The sequence below is a fragment of the Microcoleus sp. T3_B1 genome, assembly GCF_036700445.1.
In the GTDB taxonomy this organism is placed as follows: domain Bacteria; phylum Cyanobacteriota; class Cyanobacteriia; order Cyanobacteriales; family Microcoleaceae; genus Microcoleus.
The window spans coordinates 1-14878 of the sequence record NZ_JAUBOX010000027.1; the positions used below are offsets into that span (position 1 = coordinate 1).

Annotated in this window: 13 protein-coding genes; 5 read left to right on the top strand and 8 right to left on the bottom strand. The window is 41.0% G+C overall.

Annotated elements, in window-relative coordinates:
• The coding region (locus QT990_RS16300) for an IS701 family transposase (RefSeq protein ID WP_333142098.1) at positions 1-796 on the top strand (796 nt) is incomplete at its 5' end.
• A 226-nt stretch (positions 797-1022) separates the two neighbouring features.
• Here the strand turns inward: QT990_RS16300 and QT990_RS16305 are convergent.
• Entirely contained in the window at positions 1023-1454 is a 432-nt protein-coding gene (locus QT990_RS16305) for a helix-turn-helix domain-containing protein (RefSeq protein ID WP_193975537.1), read from the bottom strand.
• A gap of 354 nt (positions 1455-1808) precedes the next feature.
• Between QT990_RS16305 and QT990_RS16310 the strand changes: the two genes are divergently transcribed.
• Positions 1809-2807 (top strand): hypothetical protein, encoded by a 999-nt coding sequence (locus tag QT990_RS16310; RefSeq protein ID WP_333098692.1) that lies wholly within the window; start codon positions 1809-1811, stop codon positions 2805-2807.
• Between the two features lie 7 nt (positions 2808-2814).
• Here the strand turns inward: QT990_RS16310 and QT990_RS16315 are convergent, their stop codons facing one another.
• From QT990_RS16315 to QT990_RS16325, 3 genes are all read right to left on the bottom strand, one after another.
• Entirely contained in the window at positions 2815-3996 is a 1182-nt protein-coding gene (locus QT990_RS16315) for a hypothetical protein (protein WP_333465467.1), read from the bottom strand.
• Between the two features lie 226 nt (positions 3997-4222).
• Entirely contained in the window at positions 4223-5539 is a 1317-nt protein-coding gene (locus tag QT990_RS16320) for a Zn-binding domain-containing protein (RefSeq protein WP_333465468.1), read from the bottom strand.
• 78 nt (positions 5540-5617) lie between these two features.
• Positions 5618-6637 carry an IS4 family transposase gene (locus tag QT990_RS16325; RefSeq protein ID WP_333465469.1) on the bottom strand — a complete coding sequence of 340 codons (1020 nt, stop codon included), beginning with the start codon at positions 6635-6637 and terminating at the stop codon, positions 5618-5620.
• A gap of 302 nt (positions 6638-6939) precedes the next feature.
• Here QT990_RS16325 and QT990_RS16330 point away from each other — a divergent pair, with 302 nt between their 5' ends.
• Both QT990_RS16330 and QT990_RS16335 read left to right on the top strand, forming a co-directional pair.
• Positions 6940-7464: an ureidoglycolate lyase gene (locus QT990_RS16330; protein ID WP_333465470.1), complete on the top strand. Its 525-nt coding sequence runs from the start codon at positions 6940-6942 to the stop codon at positions 7462-7464.
• A gap of 210 nt (positions 7465-7674) precedes the next feature.
• Entirely contained in the window at positions 7675-8553 is an 879-nt protein-coding gene (locus QT990_RS16335) for a TIM barrel protein (RefSeq protein ID WP_333465471.1), read from the top strand.
• 194 nt (positions 8554-8747) lie between these two features.
• On the opposite strand, the gene QT990_RS16340 is transcribed toward QT990_RS16335, so the two are convergent.
• The 4 genes from QT990_RS16340 to QT990_RS16355 form a co-directional block, all read right to left on the bottom strand.
• Complete coding sequence (locus tag QT990_RS16340) at positions 8748-10100, bottom strand: AAA-like domain-containing protein (RefSeq protein WP_333465472.1); 1353 nt, start codon at positions 10098-10100, stop codon at positions 8748-8750.
• 118 nt (positions 10101-10218) lie between these two features.
• A complete protein-coding gene (locus QT990_RS16345; protein ID WP_333143179.1) occupies positions 10219-10605 on the bottom strand; it encodes a four helix bundle protein in 387 nt (128 codons plus the stop codon).
• A 156-nt stretch (positions 10606-10761) separates the two neighbouring features.
• Positions 10762-11688, bottom strand: coding sequence for a pentapeptide repeat-containing protein (locus QT990_RS16350; protein WP_333465473.1), 927 nt, complete (start codon positions 11686-11688; stop codon positions 10762-10764).
• A 638-nt stretch (positions 11689-12326) separates the two neighbouring features.
• On the bottom strand, positions 12327-12875 hold the full coding sequence (locus tag QT990_RS16355) for an EF-hand domain-containing protein (protein WP_333465474.1): 549 nt from the start codon (positions 12873-12875) through the stop codon (positions 12327-12329).
• 214 nt (positions 12876-13089) lie between these two features.
• Between QT990_RS16355 and QT990_RS16360 the strand changes: the two genes are divergently transcribed.
• Positions 13090-14835, top strand: a complete 1746-nt coding sequence (locus QT990_RS16360; protein ID WP_333465475.1) for an aromatic amino acid ammonia-lyase — start codon at positions 13090-13092, stop codon at positions 14833-14835.
• Positions 14836-14878 lie beyond the last annotated feature (43 nt).

Consider the following 14878-nt stretch of genomic DNA (forward strand, 5'->3'; position numbering starts at 1 on the left):
CTCATTACCAGAGGGAGAGGAAGACCCAGAATTCAAGAAAAAGCCAGAAATAGCCATAAATTTAATCGACAAAACCTTAGCGAGAGGCTATAAACCAGGAATAGTGTTGATGGATGCAGGGTATGGTAATAACACCAGTTTTTTACAAGAATTAGAAAACCGAAAATTAAAATATATCGGAGGAATTGCCAAGAATCGCAAAGTAATAATAAAAAAAACAGTAGATGAAACAGAAGAAAGGAGAGTAGATAATTTAGCGAAAGCTTTACCTGTAGAAGCTTTCAAAAAAATTCAACTGGCTCTCGAACGACCGAGAACAGTATGGGTGGCAATTAAAGAAGTCGAGTTATCAAAATGCACGGGTAAGAAAGTAATAGCTATCGTCATGAATGCAGAAACTTTCGATGCCGCCACTGAAATAGATTATTTGATAAGTAATGTTGACTTATCAACAGCGACAGAGGAGTGGATAGTGAAAACTTATTCACAAAGAAATTGGGTCGAAGTTTTCTATCGGGAAGCCAAGGGCTGGTTGGGGTTAAATGAATATCAAGTCAGAGATGAAATCAGCCTGAAAAGACATTTCATTATGGTGTTTTGTGCCTACACTTTCATTCTCTGGCATACCTTAACAGGAGGATTAAGGCGCAAATGGGCAAACAAACCTTTAAACACTTTTAGTGATGCACTCGAAGCATTTCGGACAGCCATATCTTTTAGGTTTGTGAAATGGTTGAACCAAAATTGGGACGTATTCTCCGCTTATAAAGCCAGTTTAGGCTTTGTTTGGGCTTAAAATTTGTTTAAGTCCCGATAGGAAGGAACAAGAGGCGGCTCTTGTAGTGGGCTAGTATGAATAGTTTGATTGAGGTCTGATAGAGTAAGGAGGTACATTGCGAGCGAGCATAAAAGACTGAGCAATAGCGGCGATCGCCAGAAGTCAGGGGGGAGTGGGAAATGAGACAGTGATTTTTCCGGCTTCTCAACTGAAAACCGTAAGGGTGCAGGCTGCTTGTTACCAACTATACAAGTTTGGCTAAAAATGCTACTGAGGAAGAAATGATATCGGCAATATCATCTGGATCGAGGGAATAAATCTTTGCTAAAACTTCTTTTTTGATTTTTTCAGAGCCTATCCTTTTGCTGCCACTCACTTGACCGATCGCCACCTCATCCAAACCGCGTTGATAAACTGATAGGGATATTTCTCCATCCAAATAAAGTTGCAGAGTCTTGGTACTGCCACCGCTTAACTTTGCCAGTTGCCGAAAGTTCTTAGAATCGGATTCGGGTATCGTTTTCCCTTTTAACCACCGATATACGGTTGAAAAATCTACTCCGATAGCGGACGCTAAAGCGCTTTGAGTCCAGCCTTCTTTCAGCAGCAGCTCGATCAACTGAGTCAGCCGCTTTTGGCGATCGAGTATAAGAGAAGATACAGAGCTAACAGTCACAATTGCTTACCGAAAATTTAGGTTTAAAGTCCTGGGGCACACGGGAACTAACGCCCTTGCGAGACACCGACAAGAGTTTGGCTGAGGAGACTCCTCCGAGTGTAAGCCGAGTAGTGGAAAGAGGAAGCCCAAAGAGTGGTCTTGGGAATCCCCGCGCGCGATCGCACCCGGAGGATGTCAACTAACGCTTTTACCGTACACTATTTTACTTTCTGCTGCGTTGAAGCCGATACTTTTTCGCTATTTTACGCCCTTTCTACAAAATTTGAGCCATCAAAGCCTTAATCGATTACGCAACTACCCTTGCACTATGCAATACTTAATCTTGCACCGCGCAAAACGGACGGAACATCAATGTCATCCTCCAACACAGTTCGCGGTTCTGATGCACATAACTTCTCTGTTGTTCGCAGCGCTGAACTCACTGCGAGAGTTGCACAGGACTGCCAGCTAAACAAAGCCGACGCTAAAGATTTGTCTGCCCAGAGCACGCTCACTGATGCTGAAGCATTAGAATTAAGCAGCTTGGAAGCTACAGTCGAACGGAGCTTGAAAGCTTTTTGGGAAATAGGGCAAGCTTTGCGCCATATCCGCGATCGGCGTCTCTACCGACAAGACTTCTCGACTTTTGAAGACTATTGCACTAAGCGGTGGGAAATGTCTCGTCGCTCAGCTTACCAATTGATCGAGGCGGCAACCGTCTATGAAAATGTGCGCCATGGCGCACAAATCCTTCCCGCCAATGAGCGCCAAGTTCGCCCTCTAACAGCACTACCCTCCCAAGAGCAGCCTAGGGCTTGGGCCCAAGCCGTTTCTACTGCTCCGAACGGCAAACTTACGGCTTTTCACGTTGCCCAAGTTGTTGAAGAACACCAGAAAAAAATTTCGAGGAATAAGTCTAACAACGAGAGCAGTTCCAAAAACCAACGAACTCAAACAGCCAATCATCCGTCAAACCGTGAAATTTCAGCATCCACTCAAAAGAATGCTGGGGAATTGGGAGCAACATCCAGTCAGAAAGAAACTCCATGCCGAAGCTGCTGGAATTGCTATCATTGCAGTTTTGAGCCTGTTCAAGACGACCCTCACAGTTTTTATTGTCAAAAGCTAGGCAAACTAAGCTTTATTGAGAAAGATGGTAACGAACGAGGATCTAAATGTAAATTGTGGCTCGATCGATGGATCGAGCCAGAGTTAGTCAAAAAGGCAAGACGAGCCCAACGAGATACTTTTACCTTAACTCTACAGCTCCCGATACACCTGCAAGCCCAGATGCAAGATGCGGCTAAAACTCAAGGGCTGGCTGTAGTAGATTGGGCAGCACAAATCCTTCAAGCAGCAGTTGGTAAGTAGTATTGGGCTAGAATTCGTCTAAATTAAACAGCGTAAATTGATGAGGCGATGTTGTCGTATTTCTGGGTCGGCGTTTGCCCTTAACAACTTCTTGAACTACTGGATTTGAGTGAATTGATGTCTGATCATTCAAGTCAATAACTTCTGAGCTTTCTCCTGAACTTATTTCATGTTCGACTGGATAATCAGTATCATTTTTAGCCTGAGATTCGACAGGCTCAAACCACTCATTATACCAGTAAGCAGCGTTTATTGATTGGGGTCTATCGCTACTTAAAGTATTGCCAAGGAGCAAATCAGTTTGACCCAACCACCAAATCGGAACAGCCAGCCAAGGCGAAAACAGATAAAACTGAAACAAAGCGCATTTTAACAGAGTAGGGTCTATATCTTGACCGATACCGCTCAGACAGTAATTCGACTGTGTTAACATTAGAGCACCCGTACCGCACGCAGGTTCATTGAAGCTGGAAATTCGCTCTGTTTTATCACCACTGACTACTTCAGACATGAACTGACACAAAGCTAAGGGTGTCGGATAAAACCCTGAACTTTTTTGAGCAGTCTTTCCGCAAATTTGGGGTAGCAGTCTGCCCATATAATCTTCAGGATATAGCATGAGAATTGACAGGTCAAACATCTGATAAAGACGCATTGATGCACCTTCACAGCCGGCGGGTTCTTTGGGTAAAATCTTGTAAGCTGGATGTCCGAATGCGAACAAAACCCAGTCCAAGAAAAACTCCAAATAGTCCCAAGCTGACCAAGTTTTCCATTCTCCATGTTTGGGAATGCAATTGAGAGTGTTATCTAACATGGCTTCTGCGGCAGGAGAATGCTGCCATTCAATTTGGGGAATCGGTTCTGCTGGCAAAGTTTCCTCAATTACAAATTTGGGTAAGTTTTCGGGTTTTCTGTTTTCCAGAATGGCTAGCATTGGCTCCATCTTCCACCGCATCCAGGCATGAGCGGGGACAGCTTGACACAAAGCCCAATAATCCCACCTTCCCCATAAACATCGGTCTATTTGTGCGAGAATTGTTAAAAGCCAGCCCGGCTTTAAATCTCGTTTGAGGTTGGGAATTAAAGCTTGCTTTTTCTTAGGTTTATAGGGTTGATTTCTGAAATGTAACAGCGTTGACTCTCTAGTCTTGGAGTCAATGACTGGTAAGACAAGCTTGTTTTTCATAAGTACAAGTCTGAAAAATGCACCCCTAAAAACCGCAGTAGCGGTTCGCACAATTCTATGTTGATGCAAGCAGCGTCTTGTTTAATAAAAACAGTAAAAAAATTTGGGGAATAGAGTGTAGCTATTTTCACACAAAAAAGCTACACTCTATTCCCACTCCCATTTTCCCTATTTCTCTGTCCCTATTCCCATTTCTCAGCCGTCTCTTCCACCAATTTTTTGATATTTAAGGAGTAGAAAATGCTTCGCACAGCAGCAGCCCCACCTGCTTGAGTAAAGCTTTATTACCATCAGGGCATCCCGACTGAATCAAACATTTAGGACAGCCAGAACTGCAAGAACAACTGCGGGCTAACTCAGCAGCCGCATGAGCTAATTGAGGGAGAGAACGAAAAATAGCTTCCGAGGTTCCCGAACCCCCTTCTGCTAAATCGTAAAAGAGTCCTGCATAGTCATTTGCACCTCTCTTCTCTACCAGAAAATTCACATCATTAGGTGAAGCCAAAATAGTCAGAGGTAAAGCTGCTAAAATTTGATGGCCGAAACTGTGAATAGCCAACAAATTCGCGGGGTACTCCCACAACTGCTGATATCCGGGCGGAATCTCCTGTTGAGATTGAAGCAATTCCTGGCGAGTAGCTGTTACTACCTGTTGCAGATAACATTCAACCGGGGAATTAAAACTAATTTGCAGTACAGGAGTCGCAAATTTGATTTCGTAAGGTTGCTCAAAGTTTACCTCATTAAGAACCGATGTTAGCTCAGCAGAGCGAGTTCTCTTGCCACAAACAGGACAGGCAGTACATTTTGGTAAATGCTCTTTGTAATTGACACACTTTCTATTGAGACAAGTTAACTCGTAATTGCGAGTTAATAATTGATAACCCGTGACGAGTTGGCTAATTTCTCCCCAAACCAGTTCCAGAATAGCTTGAGCTGGAATTGCCTTACTATCCGTTGAATTGGTTTGAACATTTCCTTCAACTTCTGGAATGACCAACGGGATTTGTTGAGGCAAACTCAAATTCTGCTTGAGGCTGGTATGAGTGTGGCTAATCGCTACAGTAAACAGTCGAGTTTCAGGGGTGTTTTGCAAAATAGCTTTGCCATTCAAGAGCGAGCGCGAAGTATAAGTCACCAAACAGCCGTCTGAGTTTTGCGTGCGGTAAATAGCACCAGGAAATACCTCTCGATAAGCAATCTCCGCACTGAGGAGTTCAATCTCTTCTTGAGTCTCCGCATCCACCAGTTGTATCGTGCTAGAACCCGTTCCCCCTCGAAAGTTTACATCTTTATGGGGAAAGCCTTTAGCCCATAATTTATCCCGACTTTTGTGAAGAACACCTTGCTCAATTAAAGCCGTTGCAATTTGAGGAGCGCTCTTGCCAAAGTAGTGCTTGAGCTTATTGGCAGGAATGCCAGTTTCAACAGCCGCGCACATCAAATGTTTGGCAATATCTATGGGATAATTGGCATTAAAGCTCACCAATTCAGATTCGGCCGACACCAACAATTCAGGGCGCTCGGCAAAATAGTTATCCAAAGGTGATTGTCAGAAGTGTTGAATGCTTATTTGATAGGATTCTGAAAATAGACATACGAATCCTATAAATTGCTGATTTCAGCAATTAAAAACAAGTTCCTTAAACCAGTGAATATAGCTGATTTTCTCACACATAAAAGCCTGTAAATATCGTAACTTGTCTAAGAGTTTATTTCCAATAATATCAGGAACTTCAACTAACTGAAGCAACAAATAACAAATCAAACAGGCATAGATTTGTATCTTAATTCCATTAGTATTTTTAGTAATTAGACGAGCCAATTTTAAATGCATTTTTAAGAATTTCCACAGCAATTCAATCTGCCATCGTCTTCGATAAATTTCTCCAATTTCTTCATTGGTATATGCTAATTCTCCTGATTCAGGCAAATTAGTCACAAACCTAAATTCAGTCCGTGTTTCTAAATCTGAAAAAGTCACTAATCTTACTTGAACTTTTCGTTCGTCACTCCACACTTCATAAGTTCCATCTTCCTTCATGTTGATAGTAGAATTATTCTTAATTCGTAGTACAAAATATTGATTTTCTTTTTTCATCAATGCTTGAACACGTTCAGAACTAGAAAAACCTCTATCCATTACAGCAACTCCATTTTGAGGTGTGGCTGCTATGGTTTCATCTCCATACAGACTGTCATGACATTGGCCAAAATGAATGTGTACTCCATCAATTATTCCCCGTTTATTGTCCGTTCCAGCAAATAATTTTACTTGATGGTATTCCTGTTGCCATAGTAATTTACTTGTTAACGTAACTATCGTTGAATCTAAAGGAAATAAACTCATCCTATCTTTGCTGATTAATTGACGTTTTATATCCCCTTGCAATCTTTCAAAAATTTTTACAAAAACATCAATATCTCTCTGCTTACTAGCCTTTGAAAAAGTTGATATATCTAGGGAAATATCTCGACTGTTTAAACGGGAAAATAGGGAACGCATAGTATCGAGACTTTGGTCAAAACTGAACCCTAGCCAGCAGGAGACAAATGTGAAGCTATCTAAAACAGGATAATCATCTTTGGGTAAATGGGCGAGATACCGTTTGACAATTTTGGGGAAGTTAGAAAATAGCATTTCAGTTGATTATTAATAATTTATAACTCTGCAATTATACATTGCTCTGCCAATTTTAGCAATCTTTTCCTATCATTCAACACTTCTGCAAAAATACTTGAGTGGATCGTGATATAATTTACCTACGAAGTACAATTTCAACATTAAGCTGTTCTGCATTTAAATTGTATGTCAAAAAATAATCAAACTATTGTGGGGAGTAGGGGTTGGGCGTCCCGCCCGCCCTGAACCTACAATTTAAATGCGCGACAGCTTAGACCTCTAACAGAGGTTCAATAAACCACAAATACTTTGATTGTCTTATGGAATCACAAATACTTTCTAAAAAACTTCCTGCTGAATTACTTACACTAGAAAGCTTTCGACCGTATGGAGAGCTAATCACTGCTCAGGATCAGGGTACATACAATGGTAGACCTTCTGATAGAAGCGGCGGTGTTGTATTAAACCTAGAAAATGGCACTCCTTTTTTTTGGGGTATGCGCTTGAAAAAAACGGGTCGAAATGTTGACAAAATATTTCGTCACCTTGAATGCAATCAATGTATAGGCTCTATTCAAAAAGACTGGTTTATTGTTGTTGCTCCACCGACGGAGGTAGAACGACCAGAAATAGAGAAACTAACCGCATTTAGGATTCCTGGTAATTGCTTTATTAAAATAGGAATGGGTGTTTGGCACGCTGGGCCTTTTTTCAATTATGATTTCGTAGATTTCTATAACTTAGAGCTTGCTGATACAGGAGATAGAGATCATTTCACTCATAACTTCATCGAGAAGGATTGTCTAACAATTGAGATTGTTGACTTGGGAATGAACACAAACTGATCTATAAAACAATACGGTTCAGTTAAGCCCGATCCCCCCTAGCCCCCCTTCTTAAGGGGGGGGACAAGAACTTACTCAAAGTCAACCCCTACTCCCCAACAATCAGGGGGATTTAGGGGGATCTCCGAAGAATAAACAGTTTTAACTGAACCGTATTGATCTATAAAATGTCTGAATTATTGATTTTTTTTAGCATTAGGCAGATTGATAATGTATCCCATACTGAATTTAACAGCTCCGATTGGTAATTTAAACCACTGCGGACATATTGGTCATATTGTCAATGATTTTGAAAAACTTTGTCGTTTGGCTCATCAATATCAATTTGAGGGAATTAATATTGATTTTAATATGCCAAATCTATTAAATATTTATGAAGGCAAACAATTGCTAAACCAGCTTAATTTAAAACCAGCTTCATTTGGCATTCCTGTGAACTTATTTGGTAGTAAAAAAGAATTTCAGGAGAATTTACCATTATTTGAACTACAGGCTAAAAAAGCTAACGAAATCGGCTGCAACTTAACTCTATGTTACCTCCCACCATTTAGCGATAACTGCAACTTTAACGAGCTATTTATTCAAACAAGCAATCGATTGCGAGAACTCAAACCAATTTTACAAGAATACGACCTCAAAATAGGCTTAGAGTTTATTGGTCCAACTGAAACTAGACGCAGCACAAAATACGATTTTATTCATACTATAGATGGCATCCGCGCCTTGATTGCTAGTGCTGGATTATATGGATATGGTGGCTTAAAATTAGATGTTCACCATTGGCAAAATAGTGGGGCAGGGATATTGGATATTCACCATTTGGATTTGGAATATATATTTTATGTTGAATTAAATGATGGATTACCTGGTTATGATATATTTAACATTCCAGAATTTGAAAGAGAACTACCATTGACGACAGGAGTGACCAAGATCACAGATTTTTTACAAGCACTTTATAAGAAAGGATACCGAGGACCTGTCGCGGTAGAACCCTGGAATCATAAAATAAGAAGTATGCCTTTAGAAGAAGCTGTTAAGACAGTAAAACAGTCTTTAGATCGGTGTTTATTTTTTATAAAAGAGTAGCGTTCGCTTTTGCTTGGTTAAAGCTACCTGCTCCGGTTCCTCCGTTATTAAGGTTAATTGGAGTAGGTGGAATATTATTTGGAGGATATTGTTATGAGTTAGTCTATAAACTCTTTTTTAAAAAGTGAACGTGCCTTCGCAGGCACTACGCTGTCTGAATGTATAAAGTCGAGTTTAGATGAAGCATAAAAGCCTTAATAAGCGTACAATTCGCGGAAATACTCGCGATATAGATCGCAGCTAACAACTGATTGATTGTCGGTAATATGCACCAAACCTAAACTTTTTAACTTAAACGCCACCTCCATCTCTAACTGAAGAGGAGCCGTTAAAACCTGCTTAAAAGCGTCAGCTAATTTAGGATATTGCTGAAAAATATACAACTGATACTGAAGATGTTTATGATAAATTCCCCTATCAATGGTAGCATCTTGAAGTAACGTTTTTATAGGAATATTCAAGCGACTACTTTGATACAAAGCGAGTCGGATTAAATACGGAAAGCCACCAGTAAGCTTCATTAACTGCTCAAGTTCAGGCTTCGTGAGTGGAAGTTGGTGACGTTGAGCTAAATCCTGCACCTGTTCTTGGTTAAAGGTAGGCAGCTCGATCGCCAATCCTACATTAAATGGAGAACGATGGGTGGGTAACGGAATGTAAACTTCAACGGCATGAGCCATCACGACTCGTAACTTCTGCCAAACCGAAGTGTCCTTTGTTTCCTCATACCAGGAACGCAACAAAACGAAAAAATCACCAGCGAGTCCTGGATACTGAAATAATTGGTCGATACCATCTAGTGCTAAAATAATAGGGTTACAGGTTTCCTTGAGGATATAACCTTGAAAATAAATCGTGCTGTTCATCAAGGCTCCCATATCCTCATCCCAGTAGTCATTTAATCTAGATGCCAAACCCAACTGTTGAGTGACATTGGTACAAAACCAGCGTAAGAAGCGATCGCTCGAAGCAAATACCTCTGTGCCAGCGCAATGTAAGCTAAGTCTCACTGTGTGGTAATTCTGACTGCTACCATAATCCAAAATGCGTGCGATTAGGGAAGTCTTCCCCATTTTTCGGGGTGCAAAGATGCGAATGAACGCACGGGGTTGGAGAATTTCTTGATAACAGGTTTGTTCGATGGTCGATCGCTCAATGTAAAGGCCCGAAGCGAGGGGAACCTGTCCTTCAGGAGATTCTAAAACGTAGTGTTCAGGAGTCAAGCCCACCCCAGACATTGCTGTTGTTGTCTCAGTCGGCAGAGGATTATTCTGATTTACCAAGTGCTGTTCTAGCAGCGCCGGGAGATTTGTTTTATTAACTTTTTCACCGATCGCCTGTGAAAGCAACTGCCATAACTTAGGTGCAACTGAAAACTTAATATAGCTTTCCGAATAATTATTTTCTTCAGCAATCTGAGCGTAAGTTTTTTTGTCTTCGAGTAGAGATTCTCGCAAGATTACCTTTTGAATAAAGTTAAGCGAAAACCCTGTTTCTGTAGCAACTAACTCGATCGCAAATTCAACAATTTCTTCAATATTTTTCATTCAAGTCGCAACTTGTTAAGCTGGGATATTCCTGATTTTTCACGGCATCTCTGGTTAGGGGCTGGGTGTGGAGGAATGACACTAAGAACGAGCTGGGGAGCTGGGGAGCTGGGGGAGCTTAATGTTTCATCAACCAAGGTGATGGGTTGTTAATCATGCTTACAAGACCAGCTAAAACCTGGTTATAAGTTCCATAAAGTTCTCGACCTGTTTCAGTATTTATGTAATTGCATCTAACTGCGAATTCAATCCATGTTTGGGTTTCGGCTGCTTCAGCTTCGCAATCGTTTAGCTTAGCGATAAAGGCTGCTTGATACCGACGCTTTCGCCATGCCTCAGCAAAGTTAGCACAAACAGAGCGTGATGACCGACGAATCTGATCTGTCAATGAGTATCGTTCTTCAACCGGAAACTTTTTGGACAATTCAAAAATCTGCATCGCAGCTTCAAACGCCTTCTTGTATATGTCCAAGTCCTTATGACTTTTAAAGGTTTCTCTACTCAACTTCCCCAGCTCCCCCAGCTCCTGATCTTATTCTTGTATATGTCCAAGTCCTTATGACTTTTAAAGGTTTCTCTACTCAACTCCCCCAGCTTCCCCAGCTCCCCCAGCTTCCCCAGCTTCCCCAGCTCCCCCAGCTCCCCCAGCTCCCCAGGGCTGTCAGGGGATATTCAAGGCTCCATTGGCTCTGAGCCACTGCTTCTGTTGGCAAGTCAACCCTTGAGCATCTGTAAAACAGGCTTTTTTGACGCGAGAACCAGAGAAATCAGCACCCATTAGCTGAGTATCTTTAAAATTGGCGTGTCTCAGATCGGTCTCAACTAGATTGGTATCTCGCAAGACTGCTCCCTCTAGGTCAGCTCGAAATAGAGAGGCTTGTTTTAGATTAGCACGACTTAAGTCAGCGCCAACTAAGTTGGCTAACTCTAGAGCAACTCGGCACAAAATTGCTTCTGTCAAATCCGCATATCTCAAATCAGCCCCAACCAAATCCGCCTCCGTCAAATCAGCTCTCTTTAAAATTGCCTCATTAAGTTGGCTCTCTTCCAGATCAACTCGCTGTAACGAGGCTTGGCTTAAGATGGCACCTTCCCAATTTGTCTGACGCAGATTTGCTTCATCGATGTTGGCTGCCGTGAAATCTGCCCCTTTCAAGATTGCTTTCAATAAATTGGCTTGACTCAGTATTGCTTGAACCAAACAAGCGCCTTGTAAAGACGCTTCACTTAAATTAGCACCCTTTAAACAGGCAGAAGTTAGATTTGCATTATTTAGGAGAGCATGACTCAGGTTGGCGTTAACTAATATGGCTTCCTTTAAATCCGCCCAAACAAGGCTGCTGTGGAGTAGACACGCTTGACTTAAGTTTGCCTGTTTTAAGTTGGCTCGATTCAAATCTGTCCCCATTAGATTTGTATCGCTTAAGTTGGTGGAACTCAAATCGGCACTATTAAGGTTGGCATTACTAAAATCACTTCCTTGTAGGTCAGTACCCTTCAGGTCAACTCGACTAAGGTTAAGATTTAGAAAATTGCGTTCCTCCTCGGCATAACGCTTAAGAATGTCACTGGCATTAATTAGGTTCATGAGCATTAACGAGGCCTGGCTCGGCTTAACGATTGTTTTTGAGCAAACTGGATTCTGATGCCTTATATTCCTACCTTTGTCATCTATACTAATACTTTGTCCTCGCTTGTTTCCCAGACTAAGGCTAGATTTAAAATATTCATGAATACTATAAAAAATTGGCTGAATTTAGGAGTTTAGCGCTCGCTCTGTCTCGATTCACCAGGTTGATGTTACCTACAAAAAAAATTGAGCTTAAACTGAACGCAAGCAAATTCTAGCATAACTCTAATTAATAGTCCACACTATACCCAAGACTCGCATCAGATTTCCGAGCGATTATTCCGAGATTTACCAACTTTTGGTCAACCCGTATATCTGATAGTTTCCGGCAAAAAATTTATTGTGGTCAATACCAAAAGTATAACACAGAATGCTTAAAGTTTTTTAAGGGGCGGCGTCTTGATACTAAGTGTAATGAAAAAAAAATACGAATTCAACCCAAGCATGGAAAATATGTATTAAGGTGACTATCAAATATTCGTTCTTTATTTTTTAGAGGGGGATTTCCGGGATTGCAGATAGATGTTGCCTGAGACTCTGAAGTCATCGGGTTCTCAGGCAACTTCTATCTGCGCTCTGAATCCTTAAGTGTCAGCTTACTCGTAGGGACCAAAGAATAAGTTACCAGGCGATTCTGGGTTATTACTCAAGTAGAAATCAGCAACTAAATTCAGGTGGTCATTTTTCATAATTTTGCCATCCCCATCGAAATCAAGCTTGGAAAAAATTTCTGCGGCTAAACTATCATCACCAATTCCATGAATTTTGTAGATGAGTTTATATTCTTCAAGACTTATTGCACCGTCCTTATCTACATCCTGAATCTCGTGAAACATACTTGCTATTTTCAGCCAGAGAAAGTCGCTTTTGGGATCGTTCACTAAGTTGTCTTGATAGGAAAGCCACTCATCTAAACTCACTTTATTGTCTGCGTTTGTGTCTGCCTCTTTTGCAAGCCCCTCCCAGCGCTTAGCATAGGTTGAGGAAAGATATTGGTAGGTTTCAGAATCCTGTGATAGGTTGTAAGTTTCTGCATAACCATTGACAATTTTATCAAAGTCAGATTTTTCCAGAAAACCATTTTTATCAACGTCAAATATAGAAAATTGATAGGTCAGTTTCTTTTTTTGAAGTTCAGTTAGCATAGGTTGACCTGTATTGTGAGAACTCAACCCATAATAAGCTATTTTTTTATTTTTTAATCGTGGTTGTAATAAGTTCCTACTTTTCCTACTTTTCCTACTTTTCCTACCTTTCCACTTTAAAGTAAAGGATATTTTAGCTGCAAAAAGCTTAGAAAATGGCTTGACTCAAAAAAAATAGTGTGATATATATAAAGTCAGACATACAATTTTTATAATGAAAAAATCAATAAAGCCTCGAAATAGTAGATATATTGGTTTGTTGGTATCTACTTCACTATGTCTATTTAGCGGACAGGTCAAAGCTTATGAAGGGGTTTCCCAAAGATTTTATGCTTTTAAGAAACCTACTCAGGAACTCGCTCAATTAACCCAGCAAACGCAAACCTTAGTCTTTAATGGCAATAATCTCACGCCCTCTGATGTTATAAAAGTGGCCAGAAACGGTGCCAAAGTGAGCATTAGTGATGCAGCTTTAAAACGACTTCAAACCGCACATGAATTGCTGCTACTTGCTGCTAAAAATGGTCAAGCCATTTATGGTCTCACTCAAGGGGTAGGCTTAAATAAAGACCAGACTCTAATTGATGCAAAGGGAAATTTGAGTGAAGAGGTTATTCGACGCTCTCAAGAATTCAACCGAGGCTTAATTTACGCTCATAGTGCAGGTGCAGGCCCTGAAATGAGCAAAGATGTAGTACGAGCCATCATGGCGGTTCGCCTCAACTCTATTTTATTTGGTTCAACAGGCGTTCAACCGAAAGTTGCCCAATTATACAGCGATTTTTTAAACAACGACATTGTTCCTATAATTCCCTCTAGAGGCTCTGTGGGACAAGCTGATATTACCCTGATTACCCATATTGGTTTGGCGATGATTGGCGAGGGAGAAGTGTATTACCAAGATAAAAAGATGCCTGCCAGTCAAGCCTTGAAAATGGCTGGGCTTGAGACTTTAGTCCCCTTTGGTAAAGATTCACTGTCAATTCTCAGTTCCAATGCTTACTCAGCAGCCTTGGGTGCATTAGCAGTAGCCGAGCTTGAAAACGCATTAAATATCTCAAAACTGGTCTTTGCTTTAAGTCTTGAAGCTTTCGACGGTAATATTGAACCTTTCTTAGAAGATGCTAACAAAATTCGACCTTTTCCAGAAGCAAATCAGGTATCGAGAGACATCCGAGAAATTCTCAGTGGAAGCTATCTCTGGGAAAAGTCAGAAGAGAGAGCTCTTCAAGACCCTCTTTCATATCGCACAGGTGCTTATATACTAGGCGCGGGCGAACATTCTTTAAAACAACTACAGGAACAACTCAAGATTCAACTCAATTCCTCGGATGATAATCCGGCTGTTGTACTCGATGTTGAACCACCATCAACTCGATCTGAGGAAGCATCTCTCTATGTTAATGAGGGAGGAATTCGAGGAGCTGTTATGCCAACGGCTAACTTTTCGCCCTTACCTTGGGTAATTTCGTTTCAAGAAGCGGCGATCGCTTTGAGCTACCTTTCAAACGCATCGGCCCAGCGAACAATTAAGCTGGGCGACCCACATTTTACACACTTGTCCCGATTTTTAGGAACGGAAAATACCGTTCATGCCTATGGTGCAATTCAGAAAACTTTCGTAGCTTTAGCCGTAGAAAATCAGGAACTAGCAGCACCAATACTTGATAATTTTGCCATTGCTGGAAATATCGAAGATGTCTCAACCAATGCTCCCAGAACTGTGCAGCGTGTTAGGACACAGATTGATACCCTCTATTACATCTTAGGAATCGAAATGATGCACGCTGCACAAGCTATTGACTTAAGATTGCAAAAGAATCCTAATTTGAAATTATCGACAGTCACCAAAAGTTTCTTTGAACAGTACAGGCAGGTTGTTCCTTTCATGAAAAGCGATCGGGTGTTAACGTATGATATAGAAAAGTCGTATTCGTTCTTGAAAGCCTACCCTAAATAGGTTTATCAGTTTGAAAAAAATCACTAATTTTAGTTGTTATAGA